This is a genomic window from Nocardia sp. NPDC050793 (assembly GCF_040654065.1).
Classification (GTDB): Bacteria; Actinomycetota; Actinomycetes; order Mycobacteriales; family Mycobacteriaceae; genus Nocardia.
In genome coordinates, this window is record NZ_JBFAHG010000006.1 from 86,728 (window position 1) to 103,229 (window position 16,502).

The window sequence follows — 16,502 nt, forward strand, 5'->3', positions numbered from 1 at the left end:
GGCGAACGCGGTGTGGTCGCGGGCACACCTGCCGGGCGGCGAGGTAATGCTAACCTTACCTCTCAAAGTTAGGTCAGGGTAACCTTTGGAGGATCGTTGTCGACCACGGACGAGCGCTTGCGCGTTGAGTATGTGACCGATCCGGCGGCAGCGATGTCCCGGCTGGCGGCGGCGGATCGGTTCGGCGAGTACGTGATGTACGAGCGTCCGGGGGAGTGGGTGTTCGCGGCCGACCCGATCGGCAGCATCGAACTCGACGCACGCGAATTGCGCGTCACCTGGGCGGGGAAGACCACCACCAGCGGCTGGGACGGTTCGCCCGCGCGCGCCCTGGACGAGGCGCTCGGCCTGCTGCCGCTGGACGGCCGCCGGGCCTACGGCTGGATCGGATTCGAGTTCTGCGCGTGGGCGCTGGACGCGACCGCGCACCTGGACGAGCGGACCTCCCTTGCGCACCTGATGATTCCGCGCATCGAGGTCCGGGTGGACGAGTCCGGCGTGCGGGTCTCGGGCGCGACGCCCACCGAGACCGGTGACATCCACGATCTCATCGCCGACGCGCAGGGCAGCGAACTGCCGCAGCCGCACCCCACCGACATCAGGATCGACCCGACCGGCTACCGCGACCGGGTCGCCGAGGCGGTCGGCGAAATCCGTTCCGGCCGTTACCAGAAGGTCATCCTGTCCAGGAAGGTCGATCTGCCGTTCGCGGTCGACGTGCCCGCCACCTACCGGCTCGGCCGCGCGAACAACACTCCCGCGCGCTCCTTCCTGCTGCGGCTCGGTGGTCTGGAGGCCGCGGGCTTCAGCCCGGAGCTGGTCGCCTCCGTCGACGACGACCGCGTTGTCACCACCGAGCCGCTCGCGGGCACCCGCGCCTTCGGTCGCGGCGAGGAGGTCGACATGGCGGCCCGCGCCGACCTGATCAGCGATCCGAAAGAGATCGTGGAGCACGCGATTTCGGTGCAGACCTCGTTCGCCGAGATCAGCGCGGTCGCCGATCCGGGCACCCCGGCGGTCTCCGATTTCATGGCGGTGCGCGAGCGCGGCAGCGTGCAGCACCTGGCCTCCACCGTGCGCGGCAGGCTGGCCGCCGACCGGTCCAGCTGGGACGCGCTCGAGGTGCTCTTCCCGTCCGTCACCGCGTCCGGTATTCCCAAGCGCGAGGGCGTCGACTCGGTGTTCCGTCTCGACGGCGCACCGCGCGGCCTGTATTCCGGTGCGGTGGTGACCATCTCGCCGACCGGCGCGATGGAGGCCACCCTGGTGCTGCGCGCGGTCTACCAGACCACCGAGGGCGCCTGGCTGCGCGCGGGCGCGGGCGTCGTCGGGCAGTCCCGTCCCGAACGGGAATTCGAGGAGACCTGCGAAAAGCTCGGCAGCGTCGCGCCGTACGTGGTCAAGGCCTAGTCCGGAGTCGAACGATGCGGGCCGCCCACCGTCGGTGGGCGGCCCGTCGGCGTATTTCCCGGTGCCGGAACGAGTTACGACCGGCATGCCGAGCCTCGCTACTGCGCGCGCAGCGCCTTCTTGTCGATCTTGCCGACCGCGGTGATCGGCAGCGCGTCGGCCTGCCGCAGCACGTCGGGCAGCTTGTAGGTGGCCAGGCCGCGGCCGGTGAGGAAGGTCTTGATCTCGGCCAGCGTCGGCATCGCGCCGTCCACGACCAGCACCGCGCAGACCTTTTCGCCGAGCGCCGCGTCCGGCAGCCCGACGGCGGCGGCGTGCCGGACGGCGGGATGGGCGAGCAGGTGCTCCTCGAGCTCGTCGCAGGAGATGTTCTCGCCGCCGCGGTTGATCACGTCCTTGATCCGGCCGGAGACCACCAGGTGACCGGAGGGCAGGCGGCGGACCAGGTCGCCGCTGCGGTAGTAGCCGTCGGGGGTGAAGGCGCGAGCGTTGTGCTCGGGCGCGCGGTAATAGCCGCGAATCGTGTAGGGGCCCTTGGTGAGCAGCTCGCCCTCCTCGCCCGGCGCGACGTCGTTGCCCGCGCCGTCCACCACGCGAACCTCGTCGGCGGGGGAGAGCGGCCTGCCCTGCGTGGTGTGCAGCAGCCCGGCCGGATCGTCGAGCCTGGTGTAGTTGAGCAGCCCCTCCGCCATGCCGAAGACCTGCTGGAGGGTGGCGCCGAGGGCGGGACCGACCTCGACGGCGTTCACCTCGGCGAGGCGCGCGCCGCCCACCTGGAGCAGGCGCAGCGAGGTGAGGTCGGCGTCCTCCCATTCGGTTGCCGCGCACCACAACTGAGCCAGCGGCGGCACGACGGCGGTGACCGTGACCCGGTGCTTCTCGATCGCGGCGAAGGCGTTCTCGGGGCTCGGATCGGTGACGAACGCAACCGCGCCGCCGACGCTCACGGTGCCGAGGATGCCGGGGCAGGCGAGCGGGAAGTTGTGCGCGGCGGGCAGCGTCGCGAGGTAGACGTCGTCGGCGGTGAGCTCGCAGACCGCGGCGCTGGCGGCGGCGTTGTAGGCGTAATCGTCGTGCGTGCGCGCGATCAGTTTGGGCAGGCCGGTGGTGCCGCCCGAGACCAGCATGAGCGCGATGTCGCTCGGATCGATCTCCGGCAGTGTGTCGCCGTCGCGTGGAACGGTATTCAGGTCGGCGAACGCGCCGGGCTCGCCGAGTACCAGGACGTGGCGCAGGCTGGGCACGGACTCGCGAACCGTGGCCGCCAGTTCGCGATAGTCGAAATCGCCCTGGCGGTCGACGATCACGTAGGCCACCGCCTCGGAAAGCGCCGCGAGGTGCTCGATTTCGGCCCTGCGGTGCGCGGGCAGCGTCAGCACCGGGATGATGCCCGCCCGCAGCAGGCCGAACAGCACCGTCAGGAATTCGGGCACATTGGGCAACTGCACGACCACCCGATCGCCCGGCGCGATGCCGAGTGCGAGCAGGCCGTGCGCCATTCGGTCGGCGTCGTCGTCCACCTGCGCGTAGCTGCGAGCTGTGTCGCCGGTGACCAGGGCGGTGCGCTCCGGCGCGCGGCGCGCGGTCTCGCGCAGCAGGTCGCCGAGCGCGCGGCCGGTCCAGTAGCCTGCGGCCCGGTAGTGCTCGGCCGCGTCGGCGGGGAAGGGGACGTAGCCCTCGCGGTGGGTGCTGGATGTGGTGGTCACGCTCTGCCTCACAAGGTCCGGACGGGTGGGTAGTCGGATCGAGTAATTAGGGTCTCTTTATGTAGGTTAGGCAACCCTATCTCAGTGCGATACGCTAGCGCCCAGCAGTCTCGATCCGCCGGATGCGGCGGCGACCAAGGAGTGACAGCGGCAGATGGAGCCAGCACAGCGACCGGGGGACGGGGCGGGAAGCACCGCGAACGCGGTGATCGGCCGGGACGAGATCCGCGCCGCGATCGCCGGGCAACTCGGCATCGATATCGACGCGATCGCCGACGAGGACGACCTGATCCAGCTCGGCCTGGATTCCATCCGGACCATGAAGCTGGCGGGCGGTTGGCGCAAGCGCGGCGCCGACGTCAACTTCGCACAGCTGGCCGCCACCCCGACCGTCGCGGAATGGTCCCGGCTGCTCGGCGCGGATGCCGCGTCCGCCGATGCCGCACCGGGTGACGCCGCGCCCGCTGACGCCGTGCCCGGCGAGAACGCTTCTGCCGCAGCCGCATTGGGCGCTGCGCCCGCTACGGCAGGTGACGCCGACGAGTCCGAGCCCTTCCCCCTGGCGACCATGCAGCACGCGTACTGGATCGGCCGTTCCGACGAGCAGGATCTGGGCGGCGTCGCCGCGCACCTGTACGTCGAATTCGAGGGCCCCGCGGTCGATCCCGAACGGCTGGAGCGCGCCGTCACCGCGCTGGTCGCCGCGCACCCGATGCTGCGCACCCGGGTACTGCCCGACGGCACGCAGCAGACCATGCCCGCGCCGGGCCGCCCGGTCTTCTCCGTCGTCGACCTGCGCGTGGAATCCGCCGAGGCCGCCGAAGCCGAACTGGAACGCCTGCGGGACAGCAAGACTCACCAGCGGCTCGCCCTCGAGGACGGACGGGTTCTCGACATCACCCTCAGCCTGCTCGCCGACGGCCGCAGCCGCCTGCACCTCGACGTCGACATGCTCGCGGGCGATGCCATGAGCTACCGCGTGCTCGTGTCCGACCTCGCCGAGCTCTACCACGGTGGCACGCTGCCCGCCGAGACCTACAGCTACCGCCGCTACCGCACCGAACGCCGGATCGACGAGGCGGCGCGGGAGCGTGACAAGCGGTGGTGGCAGGAACGCCTCCCGGAACTCCCCGGTTCGCCCGAGCTGCCGACCATTCCGGTCAGCGAGCGGGTCGACCCGCACCGGACGGTCCGCTACAACCACTGGCTGGAGCCCGCGGCCAAGCAGCGGCTGCTTGACGCCGCGCACGCGCGGGGCATCACCCCGGCGATGGCGCTGGCCGCGGTGTTCGCCGAGACCATCGGCGGCTGGTCGGCGCAGAGCCGTTTCCTGCTGAACGTGCCGCTGTTCCACCGTGAGCCGGTGCACCCCGAGATCGACCGCGTGATCGGCGATTTCACCTCCTCGATCATGTTGGAGGTGGACGTCAGCGCGGACATGACGGTCGCCGACCGGGCCAGGGCGCTCCAGCGTTCGATGCACGAAAGCGGCGCGCACACGGCGTATTCCGGACTGGAGGTGCTGCGCGATCTCGGCCGTCACCGTGGTGAGCCGGTGCTCGCGCCGATCGTCTACACCAGCGCGCTCAACCTCGGCGATCTGTTCGCCGACGCGGTGACCGAGACCTTCGGCGAGCCGATCTGGATCATCTCGCAGGGGCCGCAGGTGCTGCTCGACGCGCAGGTCACCGAGGTGCGCGGCGGTCTGCTGCTGAACTGGGACGTGCGCGAATCCGCCTTTCCAGCGGGCGTGATCGACGCGATGTTCGCCAGCTACACCGATGCCATCGCGCGGCTCGGCGCGGGCGAGGCCGGGTGGAACGCCGAAGCGGCGGTACGGCTTCCGCTCGCCCAAGCGACGGTGCGCGCCCAGGTGAACGCGACCGACGGCCCGGTGTCCGGCCGCGCCCTGCACGAGGGCTTCTTCCAGCACGCCGCGGCGACGCCCGACGCGCCCGCGGTGCTGTGGCGCACCGACGGCGTCGACGGCGGGTGGAGTTACGGCGAACTGGCCGCGCAGGCGCTGGCCGTCGCGGGCGCGCTGCGGGATCAGGGTGTGCGGCAAGGCGATACGGTCGCCGTTCAGCTGCCCAAGGGCCCGGACCAGATCCTCGCGGTGCTCGGCGTGCTCGCCGCGGGCGCGACGTACGTGCCGATCGGCTTCGACCAGCCAGTTGGCAGGCGGGCCGAGATCCTGCGCACGGGCGAGGTGGTGGCCGCGCTGACCGTCGACGGGGCGGACATGGGCCGCCCCGAAATCGTCTGTGTGCCCGTCGCCGAGGCCAGGCGGCACCCGAATCCGCTTGCCGCGCCCGTGATCCCGGATACCTCCGCGATCGCCTACGTGCTGTTCACCTCGGGATCGACCGGCACCCCCAAGGGCGTCGACCTGCCGCACAGCGGTCCGATGAACACCATCGACGCCGTGAACGAGTGGTTCGAGGTCGGACCGAACGACCGGGTGCTCGGGCTCTCGGCGCTCGAGTTCGACGCCTCGGTCTACGACATCTTCGGCATGTTCTCGGTGGGTGGCTCCGTCGTCGCGCTGAACCCGCGCCAGCGCGAGGAGGCCACCACCTGGGTGGAGCTGCTGCGGCACTTCGGGGTGACCATCCTCAACTGCGTGCCAAGCATGCTCGACATGATCCTGGAGATCGGCGGCGACGAGCTGGGCGATTCGCTGCGCGCGGTGACCCTCGGCGGCGACTGGGTGGGCGCCGATCTCGCCCGCAGGCTCGCCGCGCAGGTGCCCGGCTGCCGCTTCTCCGGTCTTGGCGGTGCGACCGAGACGTCCATCCACAACACCATCTGCGAGGTGAGCGACCCGCCCGCGCACTGGACCACGGTGCCGTTCGGCGTCCCGCTGCGCAATGTGCGCTGCCGCGTGGTGAATTCGGCGGGTCGCGACTGCCCTGACTGGGTGCCCGGCGAATTCTGGGTCGGCGGCGCGAACGTCGCCGCGGGCTACCGCAACGACCCCGAGCGCACCGCCGAGCGATTCGTGACGCACGACGACATCCGCTGGTACCGCACCGGCGACATGGCTCGCTACTGGCCCGACGGCACCATCGAATTCCTCGGCCGTGCCGACCACCAAGTGCAGATCCGCGGCTACCGGGTGGAACTCGGCGAGGTGGAGAGCGCGCTGCGGACCGCGCCCGGCGTCCGGCACGCGGTCGCGGCCGTGGTGGGAACGGGCGCGCCGAAACTGGTCGCCGCGATCGCCGGATATCCGGGCAGCACCGTGGATCTGGTCGGCGCGATCTCGGATCTGTTGCCCAGCTACATGATTCCGACCCGCATCGAGCTGCTCGACGACATGCCGCTCACCGGCAACGGCAAGCTCGACCGCCGCGCTGTGGTCGCGCTGCTGGAGCCATCGGCGCAGGACACCCCGGATCTCGCGCCGCGCACGCCGCTGGAGCAGGCGCTCGCGGCGATCGTCGCCGAGGTTCTCGGCGTGCCGCGGCTCGGCGTGCACGAGGACTTCTTCGGGCTCGGCGGCGACTCGGTGCTCGCGACCACCGCGATCGCCCGGGTCCGCGAATGGCTCGACGTGGATCACGCGCTGGTCGCCGACATCCTCGTCGGCCGTTCGGTGGCGGGTCTTGCCGAACGGTTGCTCGCGAAGGAGACCGAGGCGGGTACGCCGGACCGGCTCGACGAGGTCGCCCGGCTGTACCTGGAGGTCGCGGCCATGACCGACGACGAGATCCTCGCGCAGGCCTGAGCCCGATTCCGTCGCCCCGCCTCCGATCGGGGCGACGGAAGGAGGCCCCGGGACTAGACTCGGCCGCATGACCCGTTGGGACACCTCGAACATCCCCGACCAGAGCGGCCGGACGTTCATCGTCACCGGCGCGAACAGTGGACTCGGCGCGGTGGCGGCGCGTGCGCTGGCGGGGGCGGGGGCCGATGTGGTGCTGGCCTGCCGCAACGTGACAAAGGGCGAGCGAGTGGCCGCGGAGATGGGCCATCGTGCCACGGTGCGCAAGCTCGATCTCGCCGACCTCTCCTCGGTGCGCGAGTTCGCCGAATCGGTGGACCGCGTCGATGTGCTGATCAACAACGCGGGCGTGATGGCGGTGCCGCAAGGCCGCACCGCCGACGGCTTCGAAATGCAGGTCGGCACAAACCATCTCGGCCACTTCGCGCTGACCGGCCTGCTGCTGGACAAGATCTCGGATCGCGTGGTCACCGTGTCGAGCGGTGCGCACGCTATCGGCAAGATCGATCTGGACGACCTGAACTGGGAGCGCAGGAAATACCAGCGCTGGGCCGCCTACGGACAGGCCAAGCTGGCCAACCTGATGTTCGCCTACGAGCTGCAGCGCAGGCTCACCGCCGCCAATTCGGCCAAGATCTCGGTCGCCGCGCACCCTGGCTACGCCGCGACCGAATTGCAGTCGCACACCGAATCGTTGCTCGACCCGATCATGTCGATCGGCAACCGGATCTTCGCGCAGAGCGCCGAAATGGGCGCGCTGCCAGAGCTTTACGCCGCCACCGTCACTCCGATCGAGCCGGGCGCGTTCTACGGGCCCACCGGAATGGCGGGCATGCGCGGCTACCCGGGCGCCTCGGGTTCTACCAAGCAGTCCCGGGACGAGGCCGTCGCCAGGGGCCTGTGGGAGCTGTCGGAGAAGCTCACCGGCGTCACCTACTCGTTCTCCTGACGCGTCTCTCGGACGTCGTCCACCCGCGGTCTCGGCACGCGCCGCGCCCGGTGCGGGCGCCGTGACCGGACTCCCAACGGGCGATGTCACACCTCGCGGAGGTGTGTCGTCATATCGGTGTACGACGCTTCGGCGACCCGCCGCGGCGACAAACCGGCAAACCGAGGAGCACATCATGGAAGCGCGTTTCGACTACTACGGCACCGAGATCGGCGCGAAGTTCACCAAGCGCATCGGCAACGCCGGGCTGGTCGTCGATCAGTCGACCCTCCCGCGCGCGACCCAGGATATGGTCAAACTGCGGGCCAGCCAGATCAACGGCTGCGGCTTCTGCACCGACATGCACAGCAAGGACGCGCTGCACGCGGGCGAGGACCAGGTGCGGCTGAACCTGGTGGCCGCGTGGCGCGATGCCACCGTGTTCACCGACGCGGAGCGGGCCGCGCTGGCGCTCACCGAGGAAGGCACCCGGCTGGCCGACGCGCACACCGGTGTCAGCGACGAGACCTGGGCTCAGGTCCAGAAGCACTACGACACCGACCAGATCGCCGCGCTCATCTCGCTCGTCGCGCTGATCAACACCTACAACCGGATGAACGTCATCGCGGGCACGCCCGCCGGCGGGTACCAGCCGGGGCAGTGGGGCTGATCGTTTCCCGGCGTCACCGGTGGTAGCCGCCGGGCATCGATGTGACGGCCGACGCGGTCACGATCTTCGAAGTTGGCCCTCGCGTCACCCGGCTGCCAGCGCCTGGTACAGTCGCCGACGTGCAGCGCGTGTATTTCTGGTTTAGCAAGCCGGCCCTGGGTGGGTCGGTCTGCGGCAACCACGTGCGCTGACTTTCTTCCACCCCGAGCCGGATGATGGACCGGCTCGACGGTATTCGCATCCGTGGGTCGGCCTGAGGAAAAGGAACCCACACAGATGACAACCGCAGCCGACGTCGACGCGCGGCATTCCGATCTCGACGACCAGCGCACCCTATCCGTGAGCCCGCTGCGCTCACCGGCCGAGGTGCGCATGGTGCACCCGATCACCGATCCGCTGGCCGACACTGTCCGCGCGGGCCGCAAGGCCACGGTGGACGTGCTCGACGGCGCCGACGACCGCCTGATGGTGATCGTCGGCCCGTGCTCCGTGCACGATCCCGCGGCGGCGCTCGACTACGCGCGGCGACTGGCCGAGAAGGCCGCCGAACTCGACGACCGGCTACACGTGGTGATGCGGGTCTACTTCGAGAAGCCGCGCACCAGCCTGGGCTGGAAGGGCTTGATCAACGACCCGCACCTGGACGGCTCCTTCGACGTCAACACCGGTCTCGGCATCGGGCGCAAGGTGCTCGTCGACATCACCGCCCTCGGCCTCCCGGTGGCCTGCGAGTTCCTCGACCCGATCACCCCGCAGTACATCGCGGATCTGGTTTCCTACGGCGCGATCGGCGCGCGCACCGCGGCGAGCCAGGTGCACCGCCAGCTGAGCAGCGCGCTGTCCATGCCGGTCGGCATCAAGAACGGCACCGACGGCGACGTGCAGGTGGCGGTGGACGGCGTGCGGGCCGCGGCGGCCAGCCACGTCTTCCCCGGCACCGACCTGGACGGGCGCTCCGCGCTCATCCGCACCACCGGCAACCCCGACTGCCACGTGATCCTGCGCGGCGGCAGCAACGGCCCGAACTACGACGCGGCCTCGGTCTCCGAAGCCTGCCTTCGGCTGGAGAAGGCCGGGCTGCCGCAGCGCATCGTGGTGGACGCCAGTCACGGCAACAGCAACAAGGACCACAACAAGCAGGTCGACGTGGTCACCGACATCGCCGAACGCGTCGCCGCGGGCGAGCGCAGCGTGGTCGGCGTGATGCTGGAGAGCTTCCTGGTCGCGGGCCGTCAGGACCTCACCCTCGGTCGCGCCGCCGACCTGACCTACGGCCAGTCCATCACCGACGCGTGCATCGACTGGTCCACCACCGCGGCCCAGCTGGACCGCCTCGCCGACGCCGTCGCCCAGCGCCGCGCCCGCTGACATGCATCCTTTCGACGCCTCGCAGGCCGATCAGGTCTGTGGGGCGTGGGAAAGGTGTGTGTGGGGAATCAATCCAGCGCGGCGTGCACACAGAGCAGGTCGCCGGAGGCGAGCGTGCGAATGGTGAAGCCCGCCTCCGCCAGGTGCTCCTCCAGGCGCCCCGGCGACGGCTTGGGTGAGGTCGACACGTCGTCCGGGTCGCCGTAGCCGTAGCACAGGTACAGCCCGCCGTGGGGCGCCAGCAGCCGCGTCAGCAGCGCGAACTCTGCGGTGGGCCGCTTGGTCCAGAACACGTTGACGTTGACCGCGAGGATCTTGTCGAAGCCGTCGATCCCGATGTCATCGAGCACCTGTTCCGGTCGCAGCCGGGTCAGGTCGGCATGAACGAGATCGATTCGGCCCGAATTCGCTTGCGCCGCAGGGATAGCTGCGAGCGGGGCGTCGCGGTGGTCCGCGCTCGGCTCGGCATGATCTGTGGGCGCACCGCGTCCGCCTCCCCCCAGCCGTCGCGCCGCGCGGGCGATCGCCGTCGCGGAGCGGTCCACACCGACGACGCGCCCGTCGGGCACTCGCTCGGCCAGCAGCGCGAGCGAGGGGCTCGAACCGGGGCCGATCTCCAGCACCCGGTCCGTGCCGCGGAGTTCCATGGCGTCGGCGAACCAGCCGAACCGGGCGTCACCCATGGCGGACCACGTTCCCGCTGGCGATGAACTCGGCAGGCCAGGCGTCGTCGGCCGGTCCCGGCGGATCGCCGTGCAGGCGGGCCGCCCGCCATTCGTCGCGCCGGACGCCCCGGTGTAGCGCGCCGAGCCTGGCCATTCCTTCGTAGCGGAAGCCATTGCGGCGCACGGCGGCGGCCGAGGCGTAGTTGCCGACGAACGCGCGCCAGCTGATGCGCGCCAGCCCCATGCCGTCGGCGGCGAAGCCGAACTCGCAGACCAACCCCACCGCGCGCGCCATGCGGCCGCGACCGCGGTGGTCGGGGGCGAGCCAGAAACCGATCTCGCAGGCCGACGCGTCCTGTTCGGACAGGCCGATCATGCCGATGACCGGCCCGTCGGGCGCGGGGCGCAGCGCCCAGGTCGGGCTGCGCCCCGCCCAACCGGGACCGACCAGGTCGGTGAGGAAGTGCTCGGCGTCGGACCGGCCGTAGGGCACCGGGATCGTCGTCCACTGGCCGATGGACGGGTGCTGGCAGTGGGCGATGATGTCATCGGTATCGGCCGCGGTGGGCGGTGACAGCCAGACCGCGCCGTCGGACAGCGTGCGGATCTCCATCGAGCCATCGTGACACGGACCGGTCGGGGCGAGCATCCGGTTATCGGATGACCGGATGGATGCCGCGGTGATCGCCCGGCCGAGCGGACCGTAGAATCGGCCCGATGGTTTCCGCTCTTATCGCCGACCTGTTCGAATCACATCGGGCGCATTTGCTTTCCGTCGCCTACCGGCTGACGGGCAGCGTCGGCGACGCCGAAGACGCGGTGCAGGAGAGCTGGTTGCGTCTGGCGGGGACACACCAGTCCGAGATCGACGATCTGCGCGACTGGCTGACGGCCACGGTGAGCCGAATCTGTGTGGACCACTTGCGAACTGCCGCGACGCGCCGGGAAACCTATGTGGGGCAATGGCTTCCGGAGCCCATCGTCACCGGCGTCGCCCCGTCGAGCACGCCGGATCCGCTGGAATCGGTGGTGCGCGGAGCGGAATATCGCATGGCGGCGATGGTCGCGCTTGACGGCCTGACTCCGCCGCAGCGGGTGGCATTCGTGCTGCACGACGGGCTGGCCGTGCCGTTCGAGGGGATCGCCGAAATCCTCGGGGTTTCCGCGGATGACGTGAGCCTGCTGACGATCCAGGCGCGCGAGGCGGTCGCGGACGTGCCGACGGCGGTGGCCGACGCCGAGCACGAGGCCGCGGTTCGGCGGCTGCTCGCGGCGCTGGCTACCGACGATGTCGACGCGGTCGCGAAGGCGCTGCACCCGGAGGCGGTACTCATCGGCGACGCCAACGGCACCACCTCCACGGTGGTGAAGATCGTCGGCGGCGCGGAGCGGATCGCCCGCTTCATGCTGGAGCTGGTGCGCACGTACGGCATCGGCTATTCCGAGCAGGCCGCGACGCGCTACGAATTCGCCACGGTGAATGGGCAATTGGGCCTGGTGATGAATCTGGATTCGGAGACCGGGGAACAGGATTGGCATCCGGCGCGGGTGGTCGGTTTCACGGTACGCGACGGATTGATCTGGGGCACTTACGATCACGCCAATCCGGCCAAGCTGACGGGCGTGCGGTTGTCCTGAGCCGCCGGGCCGGACCCTCATCGTCCGACCCGGCGGGGCCGGACGGGTCAGGGGGTGGTCGAACCGGTGAACCAGTCGCCCGTCGAGGATCCGGTGCCGCCGTTGCCGGTGGTGGACCCGGTGAACCAGTCGCCGGTCGACGATCCGGTGAACCAGTCGCCGGTGCCCGCGATCAAATCGTGCGCTACTTCGCGAATCAGACCGAGTACGGATCCGGCGACCTCCGACGCGGCCGGCTGCAGTACGAGGTCGAGATACGAGGCCATGAGCGCCCCTTTCGAGACGCCGCCGCGAGAACGGCGGCTTGTGAGATGGAACACGGCGAGGCTAGCTCCCTGTGGGAGAACGCACAACCATGCAGCTAGGGGTATCAAAATGAATGTGAAACATAGCCATTCGCTATCTAATGGCAACAATGGCGACCGCTCGGCTACCCTCCGGGGTATGCCTGCACGCCCCGCAACCGTCGCTCGCCTGCGTCCCTTTGCCGCCACGATTTTCGCCGAGATGACCGAACTCGCCGTCCGGCACGAGGCGGTGAACCTCGGCCAGGGCTTCCCCGACACCGACGGACCCGCGGGCATGCTCGAGGTCGCCAGGCAGGCCATCGCCGACGGTGTCAACCAGTACCCGCCGGGGCGCGGCATGCCGGTGCTGCGCCGCGCCATCGCCGACGACCGCGCCCGCCGCTGTGGCACCGAATACGACCCGGAGCGGGAGGTGCTGGTCACCGTCGGCGCGACCGAGGCGATCAGCGCCGCCATGCTCGGACTCGTCGAGCCCGGCGACGAGGTGGTGCTTATCGAGCCGTACTACGACTCCTACGCGGCGGCCGTCGCGCTGGCGGGCGCGCAGCGGCGCACGGCGCGGCTGGTCGCCGATGGCGATCGTTTCGTGCTGGATCTGGACAGCCTGCGCGCCGCGATCACCCCGCGCACCAGGATGCTGGTGGTCAATTCGCCGCACAATCCCACCGGCACAGTGCTCGGCATGGCCGATCTCACCGCGATCGCCGAGATCGCCTGTGCGCACGACCTGCTGGTGCTCACCGACGAGGTCTACGAACATCTCGTCTACGACGGAAACGAACACATCAGCCTGGCGACGCTGCCCGGTATGGCCGAGCGGACCGTCGTGGTGTCCAGCGCCGCAAAGACTTTCAGCGTTACCGGCTGGAAGATCGGCTGGGCGTGCGGCCCCGCGTACCTGATCGACGGCGTGCTCGCCGCCAAGCAGTTCATGTCCTTCGTCGGCGGCGGCCCGTTCCAGCCCGCCATCGCGCACGCGCTGACCAATGAGCTCGACTGGGTCGCCCGGCTGCGAGATTCTCTGTCCGACAAGCGTCTTCGTCTCTCTGCGGCGCTGGCCGACACCGGCTTCGGCGTGCAGGCCAGCGGTGGAGGCTATTTCGTGTGCGCCGACCTCACGCCGACGGGCCGCACCGACGGACTCGAGTTCTGCCGCGAGATCCCCGAGCGGATCGGCGTGGCCGCGGTGCCCGTCAGCGTCTTCGCCGACGACAAGCCGGCGTGGAACCACTTGGTGCGGTTCACTTTCTGCAAGCGCGACGAGACGCTGGACGAGGGCGTGCGGCGGCTGCGCGCGGTCGTCACGGCGAGCGGCGAACGCTGACCGAAGGTGTGAGGTTTCGATCGTCGCATCCTCGCCGACCGGATGCGGTTGGTCGAGGTCGAGCGGATGGGACAGTTCGCACGGCTCAACTATCGGCTGGGCTGATCCGGCGCGATCAGCTCGCGCCGTGATAGAGGAAACCGCCGAGGCCGATGGTGAAGGCGAGGCAGCCGTAGAGCGCGTGCTCGACCGAGACCACCAGCAGCGAACCGGTCCGCCGGTACCGGTAGCCGAAGAGGACGCCGCCGACCAGGGTCAACGCCACGGCGATCCAGTTGCCGAAGATGATGTGCGCGAACCCGAACGCGGCGGCGTTCGCGGCGATCAGCGCCCACCCGTCGCCGAAAGCCGGTGCGTACCGCTGGAACAGGAACTTCCGGAAGATCAGCTCCTGCGGGTACACCGAGAACAGCGGATAGAACACCATCACCACCGCCCACAGCAGCGGTTCGGTGCGCGGCAGCGAGAGCAGTCGCTCCGGGCTGAACACGGCGAGCGTCAGACCGATGGCGATTGCCGCGGCGACCCAGAGTGTCAGCATCGACGGCAGTTCGGCGCGCAGCGTGCGGAACTGTTCCCGTAGACCGTCGGGCTGCGTCCGGCGGCGCAGCCAGAGGTGGGCGGCGACGGCCAGCACGACCAGCAGCGGGATGGGGCTGCCCGGGCTGCCGATCGCGGCGTAGCCGCCGACCAGTCCGAAGTACAGCGCCACGAATTCGACAGCGAGCCAAGTCGATCGGCGGCCGCGCTCGGATCGAAGGTCCTGGTTCAGCTCGGTCGCCGTCACGTTTCCGAGATTACGGACGGCCGCCGGACATCGCCATGTCCCTTTCGACAAGTCTGTGAGCTGCCGCGCGGGCACCTCCTCGCACATGTTTCGCACGACTCACAGAGGTCCTGAGGTCTCTCCTGTGACGCCGATACACCGGTGGCAGGACATCCCGGACACCAATCGGTTCATCGAGGAGTCGAGCGGCGCGGAATGGCGGCATGCGCTGCGCATCCGCTCAATCGGGGGAGCGATCGAGGCGGCCGGTGTCGCGGCGGGCCTGCGGCGCCCGCCAGCCGTAGCGGCGGGCCAGCAGGCGGAAGCCGATGGCGAGGCAGGCCGCGAGCAGGCCGGTCCACGCCCAGTAGGCGTCGAAGTGCAGCAGCGTCGCGGTGGCGGCGGCGCCGAACAACGCGGGCACGGCGTACAGCTCCTGGTCCGGGCGCAGCACCCGCGGCACCTCGCCGCCGAGCACGTCGCGGATGACGCCGCCGCCGATCGCGGTGACCATGCCGAGCAGCGCGGCCGTCGGCGCGCCCACCCCTTGGGCATACGCGACCGCCGTGCCTGTCACGCAGAACAAGCCGAGCCCGATGGCGTCGAAGACCTCGAGCGGGCCGCGGGTGAGCCGCCGCGAGGGATGCTTGAAGAAGATCACCAGAGCGGTCAGCAGCGACGCGCACAGGTAGGTGAGATCGGTGAACGCGGCGGGCGGGGTGCGGCCGATGAGCAGGTCGCGGATGACGCCGCCACCGAGCGCGGTGCCGCAGGCCAGCACGGCCATGCCGAAGATGTCGAGATTCTTGCGGACCGCCAGCAGCGCGCCCGACGCCGCGAACGAGATCACCCCGAGCAGTTCGCCGATGCGCTGGGCGGCGTTCACGGCGGAATCGAGCTGCGTGGCCATGACGTCCAACCCGGCGACCATGAAACCGCTCCTTTCCTCTTTCTCCGCCCAGCAGGTTTGCACGTCGGTTGCGGACGCCCGGCGGGCGGGTCCGTCGCCGACTGATAGCTCGTGGCGCCGCGGGCCGGGAATCGGTTCGGATCCGACCAGAGGCGGAGTTTCGAGCAGTTGGTCGCTGAGGGCCCCGGTCGAGAGGTTGGATTCATGCCGCAATGGTTGCGGTGACGCCCGTCAGGCCGGGGCCGGGCGGGCGCGGTCGGTGGCGAGCAGCACCGCGATCGACCCCAGCATCGTGCCCATCACATACCGCTGAGTCCGCAACCACAGGGGTCGTCCGGTGAGGAAGCCCGAGACTGTGCCTGCGGCGAGCACGATGAGGCCGTTCACGGTCAGCGCGACGGCGATCTGCACCGCGCCGAGGCACACGCTCTGCAGCCAGATCAGCCCGTGCTCGGGCACGACGAACTGCGGGATCAGCGCGAGGTACATGATCGCGATCTTCGGATTGAGCAGGTTGGTGACCAGGCCCATGGAAAACAGCCTGCGCGCTCCGTCGGCAGGCAGCTCCGTCGGCGTGAACACCGAGACGCCGCCCGGCCGCAGCGCCTGCCAGGCCAGCCACAGCAGATAGGCCGCACCCGCCAGCTTCACCGCCAGGTACAACCCCGGCACCACCGCGAACACCGCGGTGATGCCCGCGGCAGCGGCGGCGAGATAGACGCCGAAACCGGCCGCTACCCCGGACAACGACACCAGCCCGGCCCGTCGTCCCTGGGATACCGTGCGGGAGACCAGGTACATCATGTTGGGGCCAGGGGTGAGCACCATGCCGAGCGCGGCCGCAGCCACGCCGAGGATCGCCGCTGTTTCGATCATGCCCACGATCGTCGCCGAGCGAGGCGGACCGCGTCTCGGTCCACTTCGAGGCCGGTGGACCCCCATCGTGACCGGCGCAACGGAACAAAACGGCGGCAGCTTACGCTGGTTATTCCGGAGCCGAACCCCGCTGCGCACACCCACCGCAGCCTGCGGGTTGTCGGTGGGCCAGGGGAGAATGAGCGCCGAAACCGGCGCGCACGGGC

14 protein-coding genes are annotated in these 16,502 nt (G+C 70.0%); 7 read left to right on the forward strand and 7 right to left on the reverse strand.

Annotated elements, in window-relative coordinates; all coding sequences use genetic code 11:
• The first annotated feature begins 96 nt into the window (after nt 1-96).
• A complete protein-coding gene (gene nbtS / locus AB0H50_RS21935; RefSeq protein WP_357455559.1) occupies nt 97-1,410 on the forward strand; it encodes a nocobactin biosynthesis salicylate synthase NbtS in 1,314 nt (437 codons plus the stop codon).
• A 98-nt stretch (nt 1,411-1,508) separates the two neighbouring features.
• Here nbtS and AB0H50_RS21940 read toward each other — a convergent pair whose 3' ends face one another.
• Nucleotides 1,509-3,116 carry an AMP-binding protein gene (locus AB0H50_RS21940; RefSeq protein WP_357455562.1) on the reverse strand — a complete coding sequence of 536 codons (1,608 nt, stop codon included), beginning with the start codon at nt 3,114-3,116 and terminating at the stop codon, nt 1,509-1,511.
• Nucleotides 3,117-3,270: 154 nt separating this feature from the next.
• Here AB0H50_RS21940 and AB0H50_RS21945 point away from each other — a divergent pair, with 154 nt between their 5' ends.
• From AB0H50_RS21945 to AB0H50_RS21960, 4 genes are all read left to right on the forward strand, one after another.
• Nucleotides 3,271-6,846 (forward strand): amino acid adenylation domain-containing protein, encoded by a 3,576-nt coding sequence (locus AB0H50_RS21945; protein ID WP_357455565.1) that lies wholly within the window; start codon nt 3,271-3,273, stop codon nt 6,844-6,846.
• 67 nt (nt 6,847-6,913) lie between these two features.
• Nucleotides 6,914-7,792, forward strand: coding sequence for an oxidoreductase (locus AB0H50_RS21950; protein ID WP_357455568.1), 879 nt, complete (start codon nt 6,914-6,916; stop codon nt 7,790-7,792).
• Between the two features lie 175 nt (nt 7,793-7,967).
• Entirely contained in the window at nt 7,968-8,441 is a 474-nt protein-coding gene (locus tag AB0H50_RS21955) for a carboxymuconolactone decarboxylase family protein (RefSeq protein ID WP_357455570.1), read from the forward strand.
• 276 nt (nt 8,442-8,717) lie between these two features.
• Nucleotides 8,718-9,809, forward strand: a complete 1,092-nt coding sequence (locus AB0H50_RS21960) for a 3-deoxy-7-phosphoheptulonate synthase (RefSeq protein ID WP_357455573.1) — start codon at nt 8,718-8,720, stop codon at nt 9,807-9,809.
• A 68-nt stretch (nt 9,810-9,877) separates the two neighbouring features.
• Here AB0H50_RS21960 and AB0H50_RS21965 read toward each other — a convergent pair whose 3' ends face one another.
• Entirely contained in the window at nt 9,878-10,492 is a 615-nt protein-coding gene (locus AB0H50_RS21965) for a class I SAM-dependent methyltransferase (protein ID WP_357455576.1), read from the reverse strand.
• Nucleotides 10,485-11,087, reverse strand: coding sequence for a GNAT family N-acetyltransferase (locus AB0H50_RS21970; protein WP_357455579.1), 603 nt, complete (start codon nt 11,085-11,087; stop codon nt 10,485-10,487). The genes AB0H50_RS21965 and AB0H50_RS21970 overlap by 8 nt, the downstream gene beginning before the upstream one ends.
• A 104-nt stretch (nt 11,088-11,191) precedes the next feature.
• On the opposite strand from AB0H50_RS21970, the gene sigJ reads away from it, so the two are divergent.
• Nucleotides 11,192-12,112, forward strand: a complete 921-nt coding sequence (gene sigJ, locus AB0H50_RS21975) for an RNA polymerase sigma factor SigJ (protein ID WP_357455582.1) — start codon at nt 11,192-11,194, stop codon at nt 12,110-12,112.
• 47 nt (nt 12,113-12,159) lie between these two features.
• On the opposite strand, the gene AB0H50_RS21980 is transcribed toward sigJ, so the two are convergent.
• Entirely contained in the window at nt 12,160-12,378 is a 219-nt protein-coding gene (locus AB0H50_RS21980) for a hypothetical protein (RefSeq protein WP_357455584.1), read from the reverse strand.
• A 178-nt stretch (nt 12,379-12,556) separates the two neighbouring features.
• On the opposite strand from AB0H50_RS21980, the gene AB0H50_RS21985 reads away from it, so the two are divergent.
• Nucleotides 12,557-13,744, forward strand: a complete 1,188-nt coding sequence (locus AB0H50_RS21985) for a pyridoxal phosphate-dependent aminotransferase (RefSeq protein ID WP_357455587.1) — start codon at nt 12,557-12,559, stop codon at nt 13,742-13,744.
• A gap of 115 nt (nt 13,745-13,859) precedes the next feature.
• Here AB0H50_RS21985 and AB0H50_RS21990 read toward each other — a convergent pair whose 3' ends face one another.
• From AB0H50_RS21990 to AB0H50_RS22000, 3 genes are all read right to left on the reverse strand, one after another.
• Nucleotides 13,860-14,531 carry a CPBP family intramembrane glutamic endopeptidase gene (locus AB0H50_RS21990; protein WP_357455590.1) on the reverse strand — a complete coding sequence of 224 codons (672 nt, stop codon included), beginning with the start codon at nt 14,529-14,531 and terminating at the stop codon, nt 13,860-13,862.
• Between the two features lie 220 nt (nt 14,532-14,751).
• A complete protein-coding gene (locus AB0H50_RS21995; protein ID WP_357455593.1) occupies nt 14,752-15,441 on the reverse strand; it encodes a trimeric intracellular cation channel family protein in 690 nt (229 codons plus the stop codon).
• Nucleotides 15,442-15,651: 210 nt separating this feature from the next.
• The gene (locus AB0H50_RS22000) at nt 15,652-16,296 is read right to left on the reverse strand and encodes a LysE family translocator (protein WP_357455596.1); all 645 of its coding nucleotides are present in this window, start codon (nt 16,294-16,296) and stop codon (nt 15,652-15,654) included.
• Nucleotides 16,297-16,502: the final 206 nt, after the last annotated feature.

What these genes read in the sequence shown, in the direction of transcription:
- AB0H50_RS21945 (WP_357455565.1), top strand. Translation starts at nt 3,271, where the DNA reads ATGGAGCCAGCACAGCGACCGGGGGACGGGGCGGGAAGCACCGCGAAC.
- AB0H50_RS21950 (WP_357455568.1), top strand. Translation starts at nt 6,914, where the DNA reads ATGACCCGTTGGGACACCTCGAACATCCCCGACCAGAGCGGCCGGACG.
- AB0H50_RS21955 (WP_357455570.1), top strand. Translation starts at nt 7,968, where the DNA reads ATGGAAGCGCGTTTCGACTACTACGGCACCGAGATCGGCGCGAAGTTC.
- AB0H50_RS21960 (WP_357455573.1), top strand. Translation starts at nt 8,718, where the DNA reads ATGACAACCGCAGCCGACGTCGACGCGCGGCATTCCGATCTCGACGAC.
- AB0H50_RS21965 (WP_357455576.1), bottom strand. Translation starts at nt 10,492, where the DNA reads ATGGGTGACGCCCGGTTCGGCTGGTTCGCCGACGCCATGGAACTCCGC.
- AB0H50_RS21970 (WP_357455579.1), bottom strand. Translation starts at nt 11,087, where the DNA reads ATGGAGATCCGCACGCTGTCCGACGGCGCGGTCTGGCTGTCACCGCCC.
- sigJ (WP_357455582.1), top strand. Translation starts at nt 11,192, where the DNA reads ATGGTTTCCGCTCTTATCGCCGACCTGTTCGAATCACATCGGGCGCAT.
- AB0H50_RS21980 (WP_357455584.1), bottom strand. Translation starts at nt 12,378, where the DNA reads ATGGCCTCGTATCTCGACCTCGTACTGCAGCCGGCCGCGTCGGAGGTC.
- AB0H50_RS21985 (WP_357455587.1), top strand. Translation starts at nt 12,557, where the DNA reads ATGCCTGCACGCCCCGCAACCGTCGCTCGCCTGCGTCCCTTTGCCGCC.
- AB0H50_RS21995 (WP_357455593.1), bottom strand. Translation starts at nt 15,441, where the DNA reads ATGGTCGCCGGGTTGGACGTCATGGCCACGCAGCTCGATTCCGCCGTG.
- AB0H50_RS22000 (WP_357455596.1), bottom strand. Translation starts at nt 16,296, where the DNA reads ATGATCGAAACAGCGGCGATCCTCGGCGTGGCTGCGGCCGCGCTCGGC.